A 16,762-nucleotide genomic window follows, 5' to 3' on the forward strand; every position below is an offset into this window, starting at 1 on the left:
AGTCAATAATGTTGGAATCATCTGTTAACACAAGCTCTAAATTTACAGCGGATGAGAAAAGTTTAACAGCAAAATTAGCTGGCCTTTTCTCTATTAGAATGCTCGGCATCTTTATCATTTTGCCAATTTTAGTAACGTACAGCCAAAGTTTAGAAGGCTCAACGCCAGTATTAACAGGATTAGTGTTTGCAAGCTATGCCATTACACAAATATTGCTTCAGCCTATTTTTGGCATTGTTTCTGACAAAGTGGGCAGAAAGCCCGCATTAATCGTTGGATTAGCATTATTCACATTGGGTAGTTTAATCTTAGTATTTGCTTCTAACATTTATATTGCAATTCTAGGCAGAATCATTCAAGGCTCTGGCGCTGTTTCTGCGGTTGTATTAGCAATGGCAACAGATCTAACAAGAGAACAGATTCGATCCAAAGTGATGGCATTCATTGGTGTCAGCATCGGCTTAACATTCGGTATCGCAATTTCCATTGCGCCTGTAATTTATTATTTAGCGAAAGGTTATGGTATTTTTGGTTTATGTGCAGCTTTAGGCGTTGCAGGCATTTATGTTGCCATTAAATACATCCCTGAAATTCCTGTGACTCCGAAAACGAGCGATCACAAAGAGAGCGTTAAAGAACTTACACACATTGCTTTTAAAGAAAATAACGTTGTGCGCTTATATTTTGGTGCATTCATGCTGCATCTATTATTAACCATGACATTTGCAACACTACCAATTCTCTTTAAGCAATTAGATATCTCTACAGTTTCTTCTGCATTTTATTACACAGCAACTTTCTTTGTTTCCATCATTGTGATGTTCATTTTTGTGGGATTAGCAGAAAGATTCTATAAACACCGAATTTTATTCTTATTTGCCATTGTTCTATTGGCCGCATCTTATTTATTCATGTTAGTTTCTGGCGATGGTAGCCGCTGGTTAATCATTACAAGCCTTGCACTATTTTTCTTTGGCTTTAACATTATGGAAGCATCACAACCATCATTAATGTCTCGCTTTGCAGATCAAAATTACCGCGGCACAATCATGGGCGTATTCTCTTCCTCACAATTTTTAGGCGCATCCATTGGTGGCATGCTAGGTTCAGTCATTAGCGGATATATGGGTGTTCTGTATGTTTTCTATCTCACATTTATCTTAACAGCGTTATGGTTTGTCATTGCATGGCCAATGCAGAATCCAATCAAGCCTGTTAAAAAACCAGAATCCGAAACAACCGATGAAGAAGTTATCGCATAATGGAAGAACTAAAGTTTAAAGTTGCACAAAAAATGGTTGGGTTGATTGATATGCCTTACCTATTTTTAAATTTCGATGGCAATAAAATTTTGTCAGATATAAACACATTAGGTAAAATAGCATCCATTACAACATTTTCTCAACATGTTGGGCCAATGAGAGAGGCTTTAGGTGCTGATTGCCCTAGAATCTCCACAATCATTAACTATCCAAATGGGGATTTCAACACTTACAATGCAATGCAAGAGATGAAAAATGCCATTGCTGCAGGTACAGATGAAATTGATTTAGTCTTTCCTTATCAAGCATTAGTGAATCGCCAAGCAGGATTATGCTTGCAATTTTTGACAAAATTGAAAGAAGCTTCAGGCGATTATCCCTTAAAATTAACCATTGAAGCTGGCATTCTACAAGATGCTAAATGGATTAGAAAAGCTTCAGAATTAGCTGTACGAAGTGGCATGAACTTTATCAAAACAACTTCAGGCCGTAATCGTCAGCAAGTAACATTAACTATGGTACAGATGATGTTGAATGTTATTCAAGACATGAACCCAAATGTCGGCATTCACATCCAAACCAATAATAATAGCTTCTCAGAAGCTTCACAGTATTTGGAAGAAGTCATCAATCGATTTGGCACATCGTGGGTTGACGCTTCACATTTTCGTTTGAGTGGTCCGAACTTAGAAAGCTCTGTTTTAGAGATTTTACAAGAAAACCACGACATTTCATTAGACTAGTTTGAGAATTTTATGAATCCACAATTAACCGTTGCACAAAAAAGCGTTTCAAAAGTTAGCCGCTTAATTAACCAAATTTTTGAGCAAACTGCAAAATTAAGCCAAGCACAACGTGAAGAAACTGAGCGTTTTACAATTTTTTATAAGCAAATCGAATCTGAAATTGCTAAAGAAATCTTGTACGCTTACCCTGACAATACTGTTGAAACTCGTTGCGATGGTATCCACGGTAAACCTAACAACAGAAACTATTGGTATGTTAGTGGCATCGTTGGCAAAGAAAATTTCCTAGGTGGCAACTCTGATTTTGCAGTATCTGTAGCTTACATGGTTGACGATAAATTGACAGCAGCATATATTTTCATGCCTGTATCACAAAAAGAGTACATGGCTGTAAAAAATGAAGGTGCAACTGTGAACGATCTCCGTATGCGTTTACCTAAGCACAGCGGTAAATTATCTGATGCTTTATTGGTGACAAACGACAAGTCTCTAGCTAAAGAATATGCGCTAATGACATCTCATTTGCATCATTTATCTTTAGGCGTTCGCGTAACTGGCAATACGGCTTTGGCAATCTGCAATATGGCTGAAGGCAAAGCATCTGCTGCTTGGTCAACAGAATTCAATGCTTGTGATCATTTTGCAGCAGTTTTAATTGGCTTAGAAAGCGGTGCATTGGCAGCTGATTTCCAAGGCAATGAAGTTGATTTAAGCTCTGAAAATGTTGCATTTGCATCACCAAAATTATTGAAACCTTTATTACAATCTATTCATCAAGCTAGATAATCTATGCGTAACTGGAAACTTCAACATACAAGCATCACTCTCAGCTTACTGGCACTACAAAGCTTTGCTTTTGCATTAACGATACAAGAACAAACGTACCATAAAGTTGATTTTGCTGTCGTTGAAGTTTCTAAAGATGATGATTTACAACTGTTTTGGAAACAACCCGATGCTGATCAAGCATATCAATCATTCAATGGGTTGACCAAAACATTAGCAAAACAGAAGAAAAATGTTCTGTTTGCCACAAACTCAGGCATATTTGGGCAAGATCAATCGCCCCTTGGTTGGCATGTTGAAAAAGGTGTGAAGTTACAAGCACTGAATCAAGTGACACGCAAAGATGCAACTGGCAACTTTTCATTGATTCCTAATGGCGTATTTTTTACAGATAAAACCGGCCAACATCATGTATTAGAAACAGAAGAATTTCTTAAAAATCAACACAAATACAATGCTGTTGATGCGACTCAATCAGGCCCAATGCTGATCATTGACGGCAAAATGCACCCAAAATTCTTTGCAGCTTCTGATAGCTTAAAATACCGCAGCGGTGTTTGTGTGAACAATGATAAAACCTATTTTGTCGTAACACAAAAGCCCATCAATTTTTATTATTTTGCTAAGTTTTTCCAAGATGAACTAGGCTGTGACAATGCGCTCTATTTAGATGGCACACTATCACAACTCTATTATCAAGGGAAAATTTATGGCGCACCCTTTTGGAATGTGCGCCCTTATGTGGGCATTTGGGCAGTTACTGAGTCTTCACAATAGGCAATGTTAGAATAATCTCTAAACCACCCAATTCGCCATTTCTTGCTTTAATTGAACCATGATGACTTTTCACCATGTGCCCTGCAATAGCCAAACCTAAACCCGCACCATGAGAATCTGCAACCTCGGTATTTTCAGAGCGATAGAAAGCCTCAAACAAGCGCTCTAAATCTGTTGGTTTAACGCCTGGCCCATCATCTGAAATCGTAATGTACAACTCTCCCTGATCCACTTTGAAAGCCACTTCAATTTTATGGCGAGTATAGTGAATCGCATTTCTTAGAATATTCTCTATCCCACTTCTGAAATTTTCTACATTCAATGACAGTTGAACATCTGGAATATCTTGATAGCTTAAAACCTTACCATTGGCTTCAGCTTCAAACATAGCTTCTGCTAAAAGCTCAATCAAAGCATCTTGTAAATGAGCTAACTCATATTTATCACGACTTAAAATTAGTTCACGTGATAATGACAACATTGCTTGAATACGATCTTCAATTAAAATTAAATTTTGCTCTATACGATCAATATCAGGCTCCAAAGAAGCATCAGCTTTACGGCGCAACATACCATTCGTTAAACGAATTCTCGTCAATGGCGTTCTTAATTCGTGGGACATATTACCAAAGAGGCGATTCTTCTCTGCCTCAGCCTCCTGTAATGCAGCAACCATTTTATTGAAGCTTTGACCTAAATAACCAAATTCAACCGCACCTTTTTCTAACTCAGGATCAGTTACCCAATCGCCTTCCGCTACTCTTTCAGAAGCTCTCTTTAATCGCAAAATTGGACGATACAACGAATATGTCAGAATAAAGATAAAGGGTAAACTCGCAAACATCATCATAATGATCAACAATGCTGGCGAGCTAAACATCTGACTCACATAATAGGATTGTGGTAGTTTAGGAAAGAGCAGATAAAATTGATAACGCAAGTTCTCAACTTCAAATGGCCCCATGATCATATTGGAGTTAATGGCTTGCTGATGCGGTTCATCTTCATCCACAACTGCTGTAATGAATTCACGATAATCTTGATTATCAACGCTCGCAATAGAATACGCTAAATACTCAGGATCATTGGTTTTAGGGATCGCAATGAATCGCCCTTGATTGCCATGTTTGGTGCGTAATAAGCGATATAAGCGTTGCTGAACTTTTTCTCTTTCAACGGTTGGCACTTCCCTAATTCTGCGTTGATCCAAGGTTGGAATAATGATCGCAACAGAAACCACTGCAATACAGTAGATCAAGAAAACAAAAAAGATTCGAACACTTAATAGAGAGAAAAACTTCCGCATAATTAATTACTCAATGAACATATAGCCTAAGCCATGAATAGTTTTAAACCAAGGCATACCATTATCACGATCTGGAATCTTTTTACGCAAATTACTCACATGCATATCAATCACACGATCAAATGCTTGATGGCGCTTCCCAAGAATTTCTCGACTCAACTCATCACGACTGATTGCTTTGCCACGATTTTTCACCATATATAGCAATAATGAGAATTCCGTATAAGTAAGATCAATTGGTTCACCAGAGAAAGTTGCTTGAAATTGTGTTTGATTCAATTCTAATTGATCAATCTTGATCACTTTAGAATCTTGAGGAATATCTTCCGCATTGGCACGGCGCAATAGAGCACGAATGCGCGCAATTAATTCACGATCATCAAAAGGCTTCCCAATATAATCATCTGCGCCCAATTCCAATCCTAAAACGCGATCAATACTATCGCCTTTAGCTGACAACATTAATACTGGCAATAATGGTTTAGTTTGTCTAATTTCACGTAATGTATCCCAACCATTCTTTNAGTAAGATCAATTGGTTCACCAGAGAAAGTTGCTTGAAATTGTGTTTGATTCAATTCTAATTGATCAATCTTGATCACTTTAGAATCTTGAGGAATATCTTCCGCATTGGCACGGCGCAATAGAGCACGAATGCGCGCAATTAATTCACGATCATCAAAAGGCTTCCCAATATAATCATCTGCGCCCAATTCCAATCCTAAAACGCGATCAATACTATCGCCTTTAGCTGACAACATTAATACTGGCAATAATGGTTTAGTTTGTCTAATTTCACGTAATGTATCCCAACCATTCTTTTTGGGCATCATCACATCTAGCACTAAAACATCTGGTGTTGTATGCTTCATGTATTCAATGCACTCTTCACCATTATTACAAACATCTACTTTAAAGCCTTCAAACGTTAATAGCTCCGAAATCAAAGATTGCAGTTGTAAATCGTCATCAACCAATAAAATGTGTTCCATAGTCATTATTCTCCTTGCTTTATCGCATTATAGCTTTAATTATTCACTTCAGATAAAGATTTACGCTCATTTACAATAGGTACACTCTCTTTTACATCCTGTATTTTACTATGTATTCAATCCGTAAAACATCATTCACTTGCTTATAAAGGACATACATCATGAAAAATAAAATCGCATTAACAGTGATCGCAATCGCCGCTTTATCTGGTTCAGCAATGGCGCAAATGCATCAAAATAACCAACGCCACAACATGGATGGCAACTGCGATTACATGAGCAAAGAAATTCAACTAACCGACGAACAACGTACGCAAATGAAAGCATTGCATGAAAGCATGAGGACAGAAAATCAAGCAGCACGCGAAGCACGTCGTACTGAAATGAATAAATTCTATGATAATCCTACTTTCAATGCTGATGAAGCAAAAGCACTTGCACAAAAACATAGAGATGATCGTGCTGTACGTAAAATGAAGTATCGCCATGCAATGAATCAAATTTTAACATCAGAGCAACGTGCTCAACACTCAGAAATGATGCAAAATCACCAAAATAATCGTCACATGAAAGGCCAAAAAGGTGAACATCGTATGGATAATCATGGCCACAAAAATTACCATAACAACTAATCAAATAGTTAACAGTAAAAAACCCGCAAATATGCGGGTTTTTCTATTTCACAAACATTATAACTTAAAGTTATATTTATAAATACACTTTCAAAGCAGCTTGAACTGCAGCGCCAGGATTAATGTTTGCACCATGGAACAATAACGTTGCTTCAAATGCCCCAAGCACATGCAAAACATTCTCTTTTCGGCTACTGAATCCCATATTACCAATGCGCCAAACTTTACCAGCCAATGAGCCAAATGATCCTGCAATTTCCACACCAAACTCATTCAACAACATTGTACGAACAGCATCACAATTAATGCCTTCAGGCACCATAATAGAAGTTACTGTCGCCATTTTTGTTTTAGGATTGCCATAAATCGCCAATCCCATTGCTTGAATCCCTGCTTCAATCGCCCTATTATTCAAAGCATGGCGATCCCATACAGCTTCAATGCCTTCATTAATCAATAAACGTAAGCCTTCATGCAAACCATAAACCATCGATGTTGCTTCTGTATGGTGATTGATACGCTCTTTTCCCCAATAACGTTGTAACTGGCTCAAGTCTAAATAGTTACTGGCAATATGGTTGTCGTTACGAATATCTTTACTTAAACCGAGCTCTTTTTGATAACGTGCTGTGAGAACTTGCTCAACACGAGCATTGTATGTCACTAAAGCTAAACCAGATGGCACGCTCACGCATTTTTGCGTGCCTGCAATTGCAATATCCACGCACCAATCATCAATCGCTAAAGGAATGCCACCATAAGTTGCGACAAAATCTACAACAAAGAAAATATCTTGTTCGCGACAAAATTTACCAACCTTATTAATTGCCTGCATTTGACCATTAGCGGTTTCACCATGAACTAACGCTACAATTTTTGGTTGATGCTTTTGAATGGCTTCAATGATCTCTTCTTGCTGAAATGGTTCATACCAATCTTTTTCTAAGTAAATCACTTCCGCTTTAGCACGTTCTGCAATTTCACCGAGCAAATAACTGAATCGCCCATAACATGGGATTAAAACTTTATCACCCGCTTCAATTAAGCCAATCAAAGCTGCTTCCAACCCTGCACGAGATGTACCATCCACAGCAAAAGCTTGCTCATTTTTTGTCTGAAATGGCACTTTAATCATCTCTTTCACATCATCCATAATCTTTAAGAAATATGGATCAAATTGCCCAATGGTTGGCGTTGCCATTTTACGTAAAACAGATGGATGAGCTTCAACAGGACCTGGTGTCATAATTGTGCGAATTGGTGTATAAAACTCTGAAATCATATTTTCCCTCCACTCAAATAAAATAATCACTACATGTAGTTTTATCATATTCATCAATAGAATAGAGAAGAAAATTAACTAATTTTCTTAATACAATTACAGAGAATTAGTTAAATCTATTAACGATTCTCAATAAAACTCATTTTATGTAGCAATATAATCAATAAATTAAAATCATATCACATTGTTTTAATTGGAAATTAAATAAAACTATAATTTATAAAACACAAAAACACATGAAAATTACAAAATAAAACTACAAAACTAGCAACAATATTCAAAACATGCTAATTTACAAAAGTTTTTATGAGAAAGTAAACTACATAATAAAAACATATTTTCATTGCAAACAAATTTTATTTGTAATATAAAAAATAAGAGCTTAAAAATATATGTGCTGTACCAAGTATTTTATAAGTTGCTAAGAATCCAAAATATATCAAAGGAATAAGGGGAAGTTATGAAAAAACAGTTATTAGGTTTAGCAGTTGCATCGACATGTTTAATGGGCGTTAGCTTCGCACAAGAGCTAACAGGTGTATTAAAAAAGATCAATGACACAGGCACGATCTCTGTTGGTCATCGCGAATCATCCATTCCTTTCTCATACTATGATAATAACCAAAATGTTATCGGCTATTCTCATGACATCAGCATGAAAATCGTTGAGAATATCGAGAAAAAACTTGGTAAGAAGCTGAACGTTAAACTTTCTCCAATCACATCACAAAACCGTATTCCGTTAGTGAACAATGGTACGATTGATATCGAATGTGGTTCAACAACTCATAATACAAGCCGTGCACAAGAAGCAGGATTCTCTAATACAATGTTCATCATCAACATTAAATTGGTTGCAGATAAAGATGCTGGCATTAAAGATTTCTCTGATTTGAAAGATAAAGTTGTCATTACGACAGCAGGTACAACATCTGAGCGCGTTCTGAATGAAATGAACCAAAAAGATAACATGAACATGAAAGTTCAATCTTTGAAAGATCACGGTGATGCATTCATGATGTTAGCTGGCGGTCGTGGTGCTGCATTCGTTATGGATGATTCATTACTTTATGGTGAACGTGCAAAATCACGTGATCCACAAAAATGGGTTGTCACAGGTACATCACAAGGTAAAGAAGCTTATGCTTGTATGTTCAAAAAAGATGATGCTGGTATCAAAGAGATTGCAGACGTAACCATCGCAGAGATGTCAAAATCTGGTGAATTGGAAGCGTTATACAACAAATGGTTCACTCAACCAATTCCACCACGCGGTGTTAACTTAGAGTTCCCTGTTTCTGAAGAAATGATCGAATTATTCAAAGCACCGAATGATAAAGCATTCCAGTAATCTTTAAAAATAAACAATAATAATTATTAGCAGTTATTTGTATCAAAGTCACCGCGCTTTTGCGGTGACTTCTTTGTGGGGTTCAAAATGTTTGGCTTAGACTTTAGTTTTCTATTCCAGCCCGCAGTTGGAACAGAAACATATTTTGACTGGATACTTGAAGGTCTAAAATGGACAGTGATTACATCATCACTGAGTTGGTGTTTAGCACTTTTTTGCGGAACCATTGTTGGTATTTTACGAACATTGCCTAACCGTTTTCTCAATTTCATTGGCGCATCTTACGTTGAGGCGTTACGTAACGTGCCAATCATCGTGCAACTTTTCTTTTGGTTCTACGTTTGGCCAGAATTATTACCAAAAAGCTTGGGACAATGGATTAAAGATTTAGATCCTCATGTCCAAATTTTAACAGCTGGTATTTTGTGTTTAGGTCTATTTACATCAGCGCGTATTGCTGAGCAAGTTCGCTCAGGGATTCAATCTTTGGCTGTTGGACAAAGAAATGCAGCTTTAGCAATGGGATTCACATTACCACAAGCTTATCGCTATGTGATTATGCCCCAAGCATTTCGCATTGTAATTCCACCGTTAACATCAGAATTGTTGAATATCTTCAAAAACTCAGCAGTATTACAAACTATTGGCTTAATGGAATTATCTCGCCAAGCAGCACAGATCAACGATTACACAGCGAAAGCTTATGAATCATTCATTGTCATTACTGTGATTTTCATCATCATCAATGTCCTTTTAATGTGGGGAATGCGTTTCATCGAAGTGAAAACCAAGATCCCTGGCTTAATTTCAGGAGGTCATTAATAATATGAGTGATTATACTTTCTTCTCTGTATTGGCAGATACATATCCTACGTTACTCAAAGGATTATGGGTAACATTACAAGTGACAGGCGTTGCTGTAGTTGTTGGTATTGTTTGGGGAACCATGCTTGCGATTATGCGCTTATTCATGCCAAAGCCATTTGCTTGGTTTGCAGCATTGTATGTAAATACATTTCGTTCCATTCCATTAATCATGGTTCTAATGTGGTTCTATCTCATCATCGGCCCAGGAATGCAGAAAATTTTTGGATTAGATGGTTCTAATACCAGTTTCCGATTAGTGCTTGCGATGGTTGCATTCTCACTATTTGAAGCTGCTTACTATTCAGAAATCATTCGAGCAGGTATTTCGAGCGTTAAAAGCGGTCAAAATTCAGCCGCATTAGCATTAGGTATGACGCGCGCCCAAGCATTGCGTTATGTGATTTTGCCGCAAGCTTTCAGAAACATGGTGCCATTACTACTCACACAAGGCATTATCTTATTCCAAGATACTTCCCTTGTTTATATTATTAGTTTGACAGATTTCTTCCGTGCGACAGATATCATTGGCTATAACAACGACTACAAAACTGAATTCATCATTTTTGCAGGTCTTGTATATTTCCTCATCTGCTTCTCTGTTTCAACTGGCGTACGTTATATTCAATCAAGGAACAAAATATGATTCACTTTCAAAATGTAGGCAAATACTACGGAAACTTTAAAGTACTCAATAACTGTACTGCTAATGTTGCAGAAAAAGAAGTTGTGGTTGTTTGTGGTCCTTCTGGCTCTGGTAAATCAACGCTCATTAAATGTGTGAATGCACTGGAACCTATTCAAGAAGGTGAGATCATCGTCAATGGCACAGATGTAACAGATAAACACACCAATTTATCTCATTTACGCTCACAAGTTGGCATGGTTTTCCAACACTTTGAATTGTTTCCACATATGAGCATTGAGAAAAATTTAATCATTGCTCAAATCAAAGTATTGAAGCGCCATCCAGATGAAGCCCATAAAATTGCCATGAATCTATTAGATCGCGTTGGATTATTAGCACATGCACATAAGCACCCTAGCCAAATGTCTGGTGGACAACAGCAGCGTGTTGCCATTGCTCGCGCTCTTGCTATGAATCCAGTTGTGATGTTATTTGATGAACCAACATCTGCGCTAGATCCAGAAATGATCCATGAAGTATTGGATGTTATGGTGGAATTAGCACAAGAAGGCATGACAATGATGTGTGTAACGCATGAAATGGGCTTTGCTCGCAGAGTTGCTGATCGCATCATTTTTATGGATCAAGGTGAAATCATTGATAATGTTTCCAAAGATGAATTCTTCAATGGTGAACCAAGTGATCGTGCAAAAGATTTCTTAAAGAATATCTTTCAGTTCGATTAGCGTCAATCTTTCTGAAAGATATTAACCACAAAAAAGGGAATCTAGTGATTCCCTTTTATTTATGCTTCATTGCCTAATTAAAACCAATCTTCGACATTATATAAAGATAGAAGTTTTTGTAATTGCTCAGATGGATGAGATAACTCTAGTTTCGGATAATCGCGCTTATAACTAATGAGCAATGCAACTAATGCGCTATCAAAACTAGAAATCATATCTAACTGCAATATTGATGGTGCATTTGCTTTAAACAATGAGCGAATAAATTTATCATTTGCAGGAATCGTGAATTTACTAAATTCACCTTGCAATTGATACGTTCCTGAATCATTTAAAGCAACACAACAGACATCCATAACATTACCTTATTTATTTTTTTGAGCCAAAGCGCTGATCATGCCATCAATACCTTTTGCATTCACTAATTCACGAATTTCACCACGATAGCTTGTTACAATGCTCACGCCTTCGATAGACACATCATAAACCAACCATTTACCACCTGATTTAATCATTGAGTAATTCACAGCAACAGGTTTATGACTAGATGAAGTGATTTCTGATTTTACAGTCACTTCATTTTTATTTTTAGCATTGGGTGGCAATGGGAATACATTCACTTTATCATCTGTATATTCCAACAATGCATTACCATAAGCATTGATCAATAATTTTTTGAACTCTTCCATGAACTTCGTTCTTTGTTCTGGCGTTGCATCTCTCCAAGAACGACCCATCACCCACTGTGACATTGTGTTGAAGTCAAAATATGGCACAGCTGTTTTTTCAATAAAGCTATAGAGCTTTTTAGGATCTTTCTTTAAAGTTGACTCTTCTTTCTTCAAAGCATTGATCAATTGAGTGGATGCTTTTTCAATTGTTTGCTCAGGTGTATCAGCTGCATGGCTCATTGAAAACAATGAAAATACACCCAACAAGGCTATAGATTTTAATATATTCATAACTTTCATACGTCTTCTTCCTATTAATAAGTATTCAAAAATAATTATAAAATAATTACTTCTGGTTCTAAACAAATTTTAAATTGCTCTTCCACAGCTTTCATCACTTTCAAGCTATGCTGATGCAGGGCATTGCCAGTTGCACCACCTAAATTCACTAAAATCAGTGCCTGTTTCTCATACATACCAACATTGTCATGATAATCACCTTTAAAACCAAGCATATCAATCAATTGACCCGCAGGTAATTTAACATGTTGATCATCATATGGATATGATGATAATTTTGGAAACTTTTGAATCAATTCTTCGAAATGAAGCTGTGTTACTACAGGATTCTTAAAAAAGCTACCTGCACTGCCAATTTCACCCACTTCAGGCAACTTAGATTGTCTTACTGCAATCACAGCTTGATAAATATCTTTTGGTGTTGGTTCTGTAATATTTTGGTTCAATAAATGATCCTGTAACGCAGGATAAAATCTTTCATATTTCACAGGTGCTTTTGATAAACGAAAATTAACACTGATAACTAATCGATCTTTTAACTCAGCTTTAAAGGCACTGTCACGATAAGCAAAGCGGCAATCTTGATTATCATAATATTCAAAAGCTTTGATTTGAAAATTATAAACGCGGACTTTTTCAATATAATCTTTAGCTTCTACACCATAAGCACCAATATTTTGTACTGGCGTTGCGCCAACTGTCCCNAGGTGCTTTTGATAAACGAAAATTAACACTGATAACTAATCGATCTTTTAACTCAGCTTTAAAGGCACTGTCACGATAAGCAAAGCGGCAATCTTGATTATCATAATATTCAAAAGCTTTGATTTGAAAATTATAAACGCGGACTTTTTCAATATAATCTTTAGCTTCTACACCATAAGCACCAATATTTTGTACTGGCGTTGCGCCAACTGTCCCTGGAATATATGCCAAGCACTCTAAACCAAACCAACCTGCATCAATCGCATACGTTACAAAATTATGCCAATTTTCACCTGCATGCGCACAAACTAGAACCGAATCATGATCCTCTTCAAGAACTTCAATGCCTTTTAAACAATTATGTAGCACTGTACCTGAATAATCTTTCGTGAATAATACATTACTACCACCGCCTAAATAAAATACAGGCTGAGCCAACTGATTCAACTCTGCTAATTGCTCAGTACTTTCAAGACAATAATAGTCATGGGCATGAGCTGCAACACCCAAAGTATTCAAATTCACTAAATTAAAATTATGTTGAATCATTATTTAATATCTTACTATTTATTTTGCTAGACGATTTAGAGCATTTTTAGCTTCAGAAACATTAGAATTTACCGCTCTTTCATACCAAGCTTTTGCTTCATCTAAATCACGTACAGATTCATACTCTTCAAAAATGCGACCCAAATTATATTCAGCATTAGGATCATTCTGTTTAGCAGCTTCACCATACCAGAAAATAGCACGTTCTAAATCTTGATCAACACCCATGCCTCGTTCAAAAGCACGAGCAACAGCGTTTTGTGCAACAGGATCACTAGCTTCAGCTGCAATGCGATAATAATCATAAGCTTTGAGATTATCTTTATCTGCACCTAAACCATTTTCATACAATAAACCTAAAGCAATATTGGCTTTCATGAATTGGTTATTAGCTGCGCGTCGATACCAAAATTTAGCTGTTTCATAATCCTGCTTAACGCCTAAAGCAGATTCATACATATAACCTAATTTATATTGTGCAGAAGGAATATCCTCATTGGCTGCACGTTGAAATAATAACAGTGCATCACCCACTTTTTTAGGATCATCACTGAACTGAAGATAATAATCCCCTAAAGGTTCATAAGCCAGTGCAAAATTCTCATTTGCTGCTGTTTGATAATATGCGACAGCTTGATTAATATCAGCAGGAACACCTAAACCTTTTGCATACATATGTGCCAATGCATATTCAGCAATTGGGTTATTTGCTTGTTTAGAAGCCTCAGTAAACCATGCCAACGCATTTTGTAAATGCTCATTATTCATATCATTATTATCTAAATAATGATTAAACAGATAGATATTCGCATCCTCAAAGCCATTCAAAGCTGATCTTTTATAAAATGATAGCGATTTTACTGAATCCTGAGGAACTTTGATGCCTCTTTCATATAACTGAGCCAAAATATAGTTAGCACGTGCATTATTACGTTCAGACATAATATTCAATACTAACAAGCCATTTTTAACATGCTGAGCATCTTGGCTTGTCAATAACAACTCTGCTTCTTCTAGGATTTCAAAATCTTTTAATTGAGCAGAATTTGGCAATACATCATCTAGTTGCTGGTTGTCTGGTGCTGTTTTTACAGAAACATTCTTATTTACAGCCGATGGCTCAAAAACTGACACAGAGTTAATAGCTCTCATGCTTTCAGCCTTATCATGATCCGCAAGATTTGTAGCATAAATAAAGAAGGCAATCAACCCTATAAATGCTACAACGAAAATTATGCTATTTCTCATTTTATTCTGCTAAAAATGGCACTTGATAAGTTTCAATTTTGCTTTGCTCATACAAACCTTGAATGAATAAAATTGTTTCAGCTTGTGCCATATCAGATTTTAAACGTTCTTTTAATTGAGCTTGTTCATCTGCACTGTATCCAGACAAACTACCAGGTTTTATATCTTTCACCATCACAGCAAACAATGTACCATTTGTTGCAAATGTATTCAATGTTGCAGGCGTTGTTTTTTGTGCTTCAAAACCTTTGATCAATGGCTCAATCAATTGAGGATTTTCTTGTGCTGTTGCAACAATCGTACGAATCTCCACATCATCAAAATTAACCGCATCAAGATTCTGTGCTGTTGTCACTTCATCTAAAGATTGACCTGCTTTTAATTGTTCATTCATTGCAACAATCATAGCATCACCTTTTTTCAATGTTTCGATTGCTGTTAATGTCTCTTGAATATCATCTTTTGCTTCATCCAAAGTTAATGGACGAGCATCTTCATATGCTTCAACACGAACGATACGAATGTCTTGATTATCTGTATGATATGCTTCTGAGTTTTTACCGCCAGTTAATACCATTTCTTGAGAGACAACTTGGAAAGTATTGGCATCTGCCAATTCGCCAGCTTTAGAAGTCATATTCAACCAATCAGTCATTGTTGGCTCAACATTAAATTCTTGTGCAACTAAGTCTAAAGTATCTGAGTTTTTCTCAGCCACTTCTTGGAATCTTTGAACATTGTCAGAAGTTAATGCTTCTTTTTTCTCTTTCAACAATGCTGCTTTTGCATCATCAATCATTGAGTCATCAGCTACATCACTACCATCATTGACAGTTAACAAATGAATCAAGTGTACTGCATTTTCGCTCATCACTGGTTTTGCATATTGTTCATCTTTTGCCATTGCAAACAATGCTTCATCCACAGATTGCATATTAGCAGATTTTTTCACAACACCAGTTTCATAGAATAAGCCATCAGATAATGCTGTGATTTGTGCTTTAGCATCGTCAAACGTTAATGAGCCATTTGTTAACTCATCATATAACTTGTTCAAAGTTGAAACTGCTGCTTCTTTTTCAGCTTCTGTACTGAATTGAATGATCAAATGATTCGCAGAACGTGTTTCGTTATCTTGTTGCTTTGCTTTCAATGCAAGAACGCGCTCTGTAATTTCTTCTTCTGAAACTGTCACATTATCTGTATTCACTTCTGGCAAAGTTACATACGCTAATTTCACACGTGGTTCAGTTAAATATTTTGCTTTATTTTGCTCATAATATGTTGCAATCATTTCATCTGTTACAGCGACATCTTTAGCAAATTGTTCCAATGGTAATGTGATAATCGCTAAATCACGATTTTCACGATCCACTTTAGCAAAGTCTTCTAAATTTGCTTCTGTGATAATCACAGAGTTGCCAATCGCAGAAACTAACAATTGCAAAGTTAGTTGTTGGCGAAGATTCTCTTCCCATTGTGCAGGTGTTAAGCCTTGTTGCTGTAAATACACTTGATAAAGATTAGGATCAAATTGACCTTCAGCATTGTGTAAGAATGTTAACGATTTAATCGCTGTACGAATTTCATCATCTGATGCCACAATGCCCATTTTTTCTGCAGCTTGAGCAATGACCATTTCTTGAATCAAACTATTCAAAACTTGTGTTTTAACAGTTTTTGCATCCACACCTTCAGGTAAAACGCCGCCATTATTTTGCAAATAATTAGTATAAGCATTCGACAAAACGCCCGTTGGAATTTTCTCACCATTCACTTTAGCTACGGTAGAATCATTGATACTGTTAAAAAAGCCAGAACCACCAAAACCAAAGAAAGAGATGATAATCCCTAAGAATAGAAACTTAGCAAATTTACTCGTCGCTCGTTCGCGAATATACTGCATCATAATTGTTT

At 36.5% G+C, this 16,762-nt stretch carries 19 protein-coding genes; 9 read left to right on the top strand and 10 right to left on the bottom strand.

The window, feature by feature from the left end; translation table 11 throughout:
- Window positions 1-8: 8 nt before the first annotated feature.
- The 4 genes from BZK16_RS04590 to BZK16_RS04605 are packed head-to-tail and all read left to right on the top strand — an operon-like array spanning window position 9 to window position 3,571.
- On the top strand, window positions 9-1,262 hold the full coding sequence (locus tag BZK16_RS04590; protein ID WP_077927728.1) for an MFS transporter: 1,254 nt from the start codon (window positions 9-11) through the stop codon (window positions 1,260-1,262).
- Window positions 1,262-2,005: a deoxyribose-phosphate aldolase gene (locus BZK16_RS04595; RefSeq protein ID WP_077927729.1), complete on the top strand. Its 744-nt coding sequence runs from the start codon at window positions 1,262-1,264 to the stop codon at window positions 2,003-2,005. Before BZK16_RS04590 ends, BZK16_RS04595 begins: the two co-directional genes overlap by 1 nt.
- 12 nt (window positions 2,006-2,017) lie before the next feature.
- Window positions 2,018-2,794 carry an inositol monophosphatase family protein gene (locus BZK16_RS04600; protein WP_077927730.1) on the top strand — a complete coding sequence of 259 codons (777 nt, stop codon included), beginning with the start codon at window positions 2,018-2,020 and terminating at the stop codon, window positions 2,792-2,794.
- Between the two features lie 3 nt (window positions 2,795-2,797).
- Entirely contained in the window at window positions 2,798-3,571 is a 774-nt protein-coding gene (locus tag BZK16_RS04605) for a phosphodiester glycosidase family protein (RefSeq protein WP_077927731.1), read from the top strand.
- On the opposite strand, the gene BZK16_RS04610 is transcribed toward BZK16_RS04605, so the two are convergent.
- From BZK16_RS04610 to BZK16_RS04620, 3 genes are read right to left on the bottom strand one after another with little or no spacing between them, the layout of a single operon-like run.
- Entirely contained in the window at window positions 3,552-4,877 is a 1,326-nt protein-coding gene (locus tag BZK16_RS04610) for an ATP-binding protein (protein ID WP_077927732.1), read from the bottom strand. The two genes, BZK16_RS04605 and BZK16_RS04610, sit on opposite strands and share 20 nt — an antisense overlap.
- 6 nt (window positions 4,878-4,883) lie before the next feature.
- Window positions 4,884-5,339: a winged helix-turn-helix domain-containing protein gene (locus tag BZK16_RS04615; RefSeq protein ID WP_233145197.1), complete on the bottom strand. Its 456-nt coding sequence runs from the start codon at window positions 5,337-5,339 to the stop codon at window positions 4,884-4,886.
- Window positions 5,339-5,875 (bottom strand): response regulator, encoded by a 537-nt coding sequence (locus BZK16_RS04620; RefSeq protein WP_456300680.1) that lies wholly within the window; start codon window positions 5,873-5,875, stop codon window positions 5,339-5,341. The genes BZK16_RS04615 and BZK16_RS04620 overlap by 1 nt, the downstream gene beginning before the upstream one ends.
- Window positions 5,876-6,030: 155 nt before the next feature.
- Between BZK16_RS04620 and BZK16_RS04625 the strand changes: the two genes are divergently transcribed.
- Window positions 6,031-6,501 (top strand): Spy/CpxP family protein refolding chaperone, encoded by a 471-nt coding sequence (locus BZK16_RS04625; protein ID WP_077927733.1) that lies wholly within the window; start codon window positions 6,031-6,033, stop codon window positions 6,499-6,501.
- A 76-nt stretch (window positions 6,502-6,577) separates the two neighbouring features.
- Here BZK16_RS04625 and BZK16_RS04630 read toward each other — a convergent pair whose 3' ends face one another.
- Complete coding sequence (locus tag BZK16_RS04630) at window positions 6,578-7,783, bottom strand: pyridoxal-phosphate-dependent aminotransferase family protein (RefSeq protein WP_077927734.1); 1,206 nt, start codon at window positions 7,781-7,783, stop codon at window positions 6,578-6,580.
- Between the two features lie 460 nt (window positions 7,784-8,243).
- On the opposite strand from BZK16_RS04630, the gene BZK16_RS04635 reads away from it, so the two are divergent.
- The 4 genes from BZK16_RS04635 (at window position 8,244) to BZK16_RS04650 (ending at window position 11,372) form a co-directional block, all read left to right on the top strand.
- Window positions 8,244-9,134 carry a glutamate/aspartate ABC transporter substrate-binding protein gene (locus tag BZK16_RS04635; protein WP_077927735.1) on the top strand — a complete coding sequence of 297 codons (891 nt, stop codon included), beginning with the start codon at window positions 8,244-8,246 and terminating at the stop codon, window positions 9,132-9,134.
- Between the two features lie 87 nt (window positions 9,135-9,221).
- Entirely contained in the window at window positions 9,222-9,956 is a 735-nt protein-coding gene (locus BZK16_RS04640) for an amino acid ABC transporter permease (RefSeq protein WP_077927736.1), read from the top strand.
- 4 nt (window positions 9,957-9,960) lie between these two features.
- Window positions 9,961-10,644 (top strand): ABC transporter permease subunit, encoded by a 684-nt coding sequence (locus BZK16_RS04645; protein ID WP_077927737.1) that lies wholly within the window; start codon window positions 9,961-9,963, stop codon window positions 10,642-10,644.
- Window positions 10,641-11,372 (top strand): amino acid ABC transporter ATP-binding protein, encoded by a 732-nt coding sequence (locus tag BZK16_RS04650; protein WP_077927738.1) that lies wholly within the window; start codon window positions 10,641-10,643, stop codon window positions 11,370-11,372. The genes BZK16_RS04645 and BZK16_RS04650 overlap by 4 nt, the downstream gene beginning before the upstream one ends.
- A gap of 77 nt (window positions 11,373-11,449) precedes the next feature.
- Here BZK16_RS04650 and BZK16_RS04655 read toward each other — a convergent pair whose 3' ends face one another.
- The 6 genes from BZK16_RS04655 to BZK16_RS04680 all read right to left on the bottom strand — a co-directional run bounded on the left by BZK16_RS04655 (window position 11,450) and on the right by BZK16_RS04680 (window position 16,754).
- A complete protein-coding gene (locus tag BZK16_RS04655) occupies window positions 11,450-11,728 on the bottom strand; it encodes an STAS domain-containing protein (RefSeq protein ID WP_077927739.1) in 279 nt (92 codons plus the stop codon).
- A 9-nt stretch (window positions 11,729-11,737) separates the two neighbouring features.
- Window positions 11,738-12,343 carry an MlaC/ttg2D family ABC transporter substrate-binding protein gene (locus tag BZK16_RS04660; protein WP_077927740.1) on the bottom strand — a complete coding sequence of 202 codons (606 nt, stop codon included), beginning with the start codon at window positions 12,341-12,343 and terminating at the stop codon, window positions 11,738-11,740.
- Window positions 12,344-12,378: 35 nt separating this feature from the next.
- On the bottom strand, window positions 12,379-13,077 hold the full coding sequence (locus BZK16_RS04665; protein ID WP_077927741.1) for a UDP-N-acetylmuramate dehydrogenase: 699 nt from the start codon (window positions 13,075-13,077) through the stop codon (window positions 12,379-12,381).
- Complete coding sequence (locus BZK16_RS04670) at window positions 12,992-13,597, bottom strand: FAD-binding protein (RefSeq protein WP_077927742.1); 606 nt, start codon at window positions 13,595-13,597, stop codon at window positions 12,992-12,994. The genes BZK16_RS04665 and BZK16_RS04670 overlap by 86 nt, the downstream gene beginning before the upstream one ends.
- Window positions 13,598-13,615: 18 nt before the next feature.
- Entirely contained in the window at window positions 13,616-14,845 is a 1,230-nt protein-coding gene (locus BZK16_RS04675) for an SEL1-like repeat protein (protein ID WP_077927743.1), read from the bottom strand.
- Between the two features lies 1 nt (window position 14,846).
- A complete protein-coding gene (locus BZK16_RS04680; RefSeq protein WP_077927744.1) occupies window positions 14,847-16,754 on the bottom strand; it encodes a SurA N-terminal domain-containing protein in 1,908 nt (635 codons plus the stop codon).
- Window positions 16,755-16,762 lie beyond the last annotated feature (8 nt).

This window comes from Wohlfahrtiimonas populi, assembly GCF_002006795.1.
GTDB classification, from domain to species: domain Bacteria; phylum Pseudomonadota; class Gammaproteobacteria; order Cardiobacteriales; family Wohlfahrtiimonadaceae; genus Wohlfahrtiimonas; species Wohlfahrtiimonas populi.

Excerpts from the sequence above, each read along its gene's own strand:
- BZK16_RS04590 (WP_077927728.1), top strand. The coding sequence starts at position 9 with ATGTTGGAATCATCTGTTAACACAAGCTCTAAATTTACAGCGGATGAG.
- BZK16_RS04595 (WP_077927729.1), top strand. The coding sequence starts at position 1,262 with ATGGAAGAACTAAAGTTTAAAGTTGCACAAAAAATGGTTGGGTTGATT.
- BZK16_RS04600 (WP_077927730.1), top strand. The coding sequence starts at position 2,018 with ATGAATCCACAATTAACCGTTGCACAAAAAAGCGTTTCAAAAGTTAGC.
- BZK16_RS04605 (WP_077927731.1), top strand. The coding sequence starts at position 2,798 with ATGCGTAACTGGAAACTTCAACATACAAGCATCACTCTCAGCTTACTG.
- BZK16_RS04610 (WP_077927732.1), bottom strand. The coding sequence starts at position 4,877 with ATGCGGAAGTTTTTCTCTCTATTAAGTGTTCGAATCTTTTTTGTTTTC.
- BZK16_RS04615 (WP_233145197.1), bottom strand. The coding sequence starts at position 5,339 with ATGTTGTCAGCTAAAGGCGATAGTATTGATCGCGTTTTAGGATTGGAA.
- BZK16_RS04625 (WP_077927733.1), top strand. The coding sequence starts at position 6,031 with ATGAAAAATAAAATCGCATTAACAGTGATCGCAATCGCCGCTTTATCT.
- BZK16_RS04630 (WP_077927734.1), bottom strand. The coding sequence starts at position 7,783 with ATGATTTCAGAGTTTTATACACCAATTCGCACAATTATGACACCAGGT.
- BZK16_RS04635 (WP_077927735.1), top strand. The coding sequence starts at position 8,244 with ATGAAAAAACAGTTATTAGGTTTAGCAGTTGCATCGACATGTTTAATG.
- BZK16_RS04640 (WP_077927736.1), top strand. The coding sequence starts at position 9,222 with ATGTTTGGCTTAGACTTTAGTTTTCTATTCCAGCCCGCAGTTGGAACA.
- BZK16_RS04645 (WP_077927737.1), top strand. The coding sequence starts at position 9,961 with ATGAGTGATTATACTTTCTTCTCTGTATTGGCAGATACATATCCTACG.
- BZK16_RS04650 (WP_077927738.1), top strand. The coding sequence starts at position 10,641 with ATGATTCACTTTCAAAATGTAGGCAAATACTACGGAAACTTTAAAGTA.
- BZK16_RS04655 (WP_077927739.1), bottom strand. The coding sequence starts at position 11,728 with ATGGATGTCTGTTGTGTTGCTTTAAATGATTCAGGAACGTATCAATTG.
- BZK16_RS04660 (WP_077927740.1), bottom strand. The coding sequence starts at position 12,343 with ATGAAAGTTATGAATATATTAAAATCTATAGCCTTGTTGGGTGTATTT.
- BZK16_RS04675 (WP_077927743.1), bottom strand. The coding sequence starts at position 14,845 with ATGAGAAATAGCATAATTTTCGTTGTAGCATTTATAGGGTTGATTGCC.
- BZK16_RS04680 (WP_077927744.1), bottom strand. The coding sequence starts at position 16,754 with ATGATGCAGTATATTCGCGAACGAGCGACGAGTAAATTTGCTAAGTTT.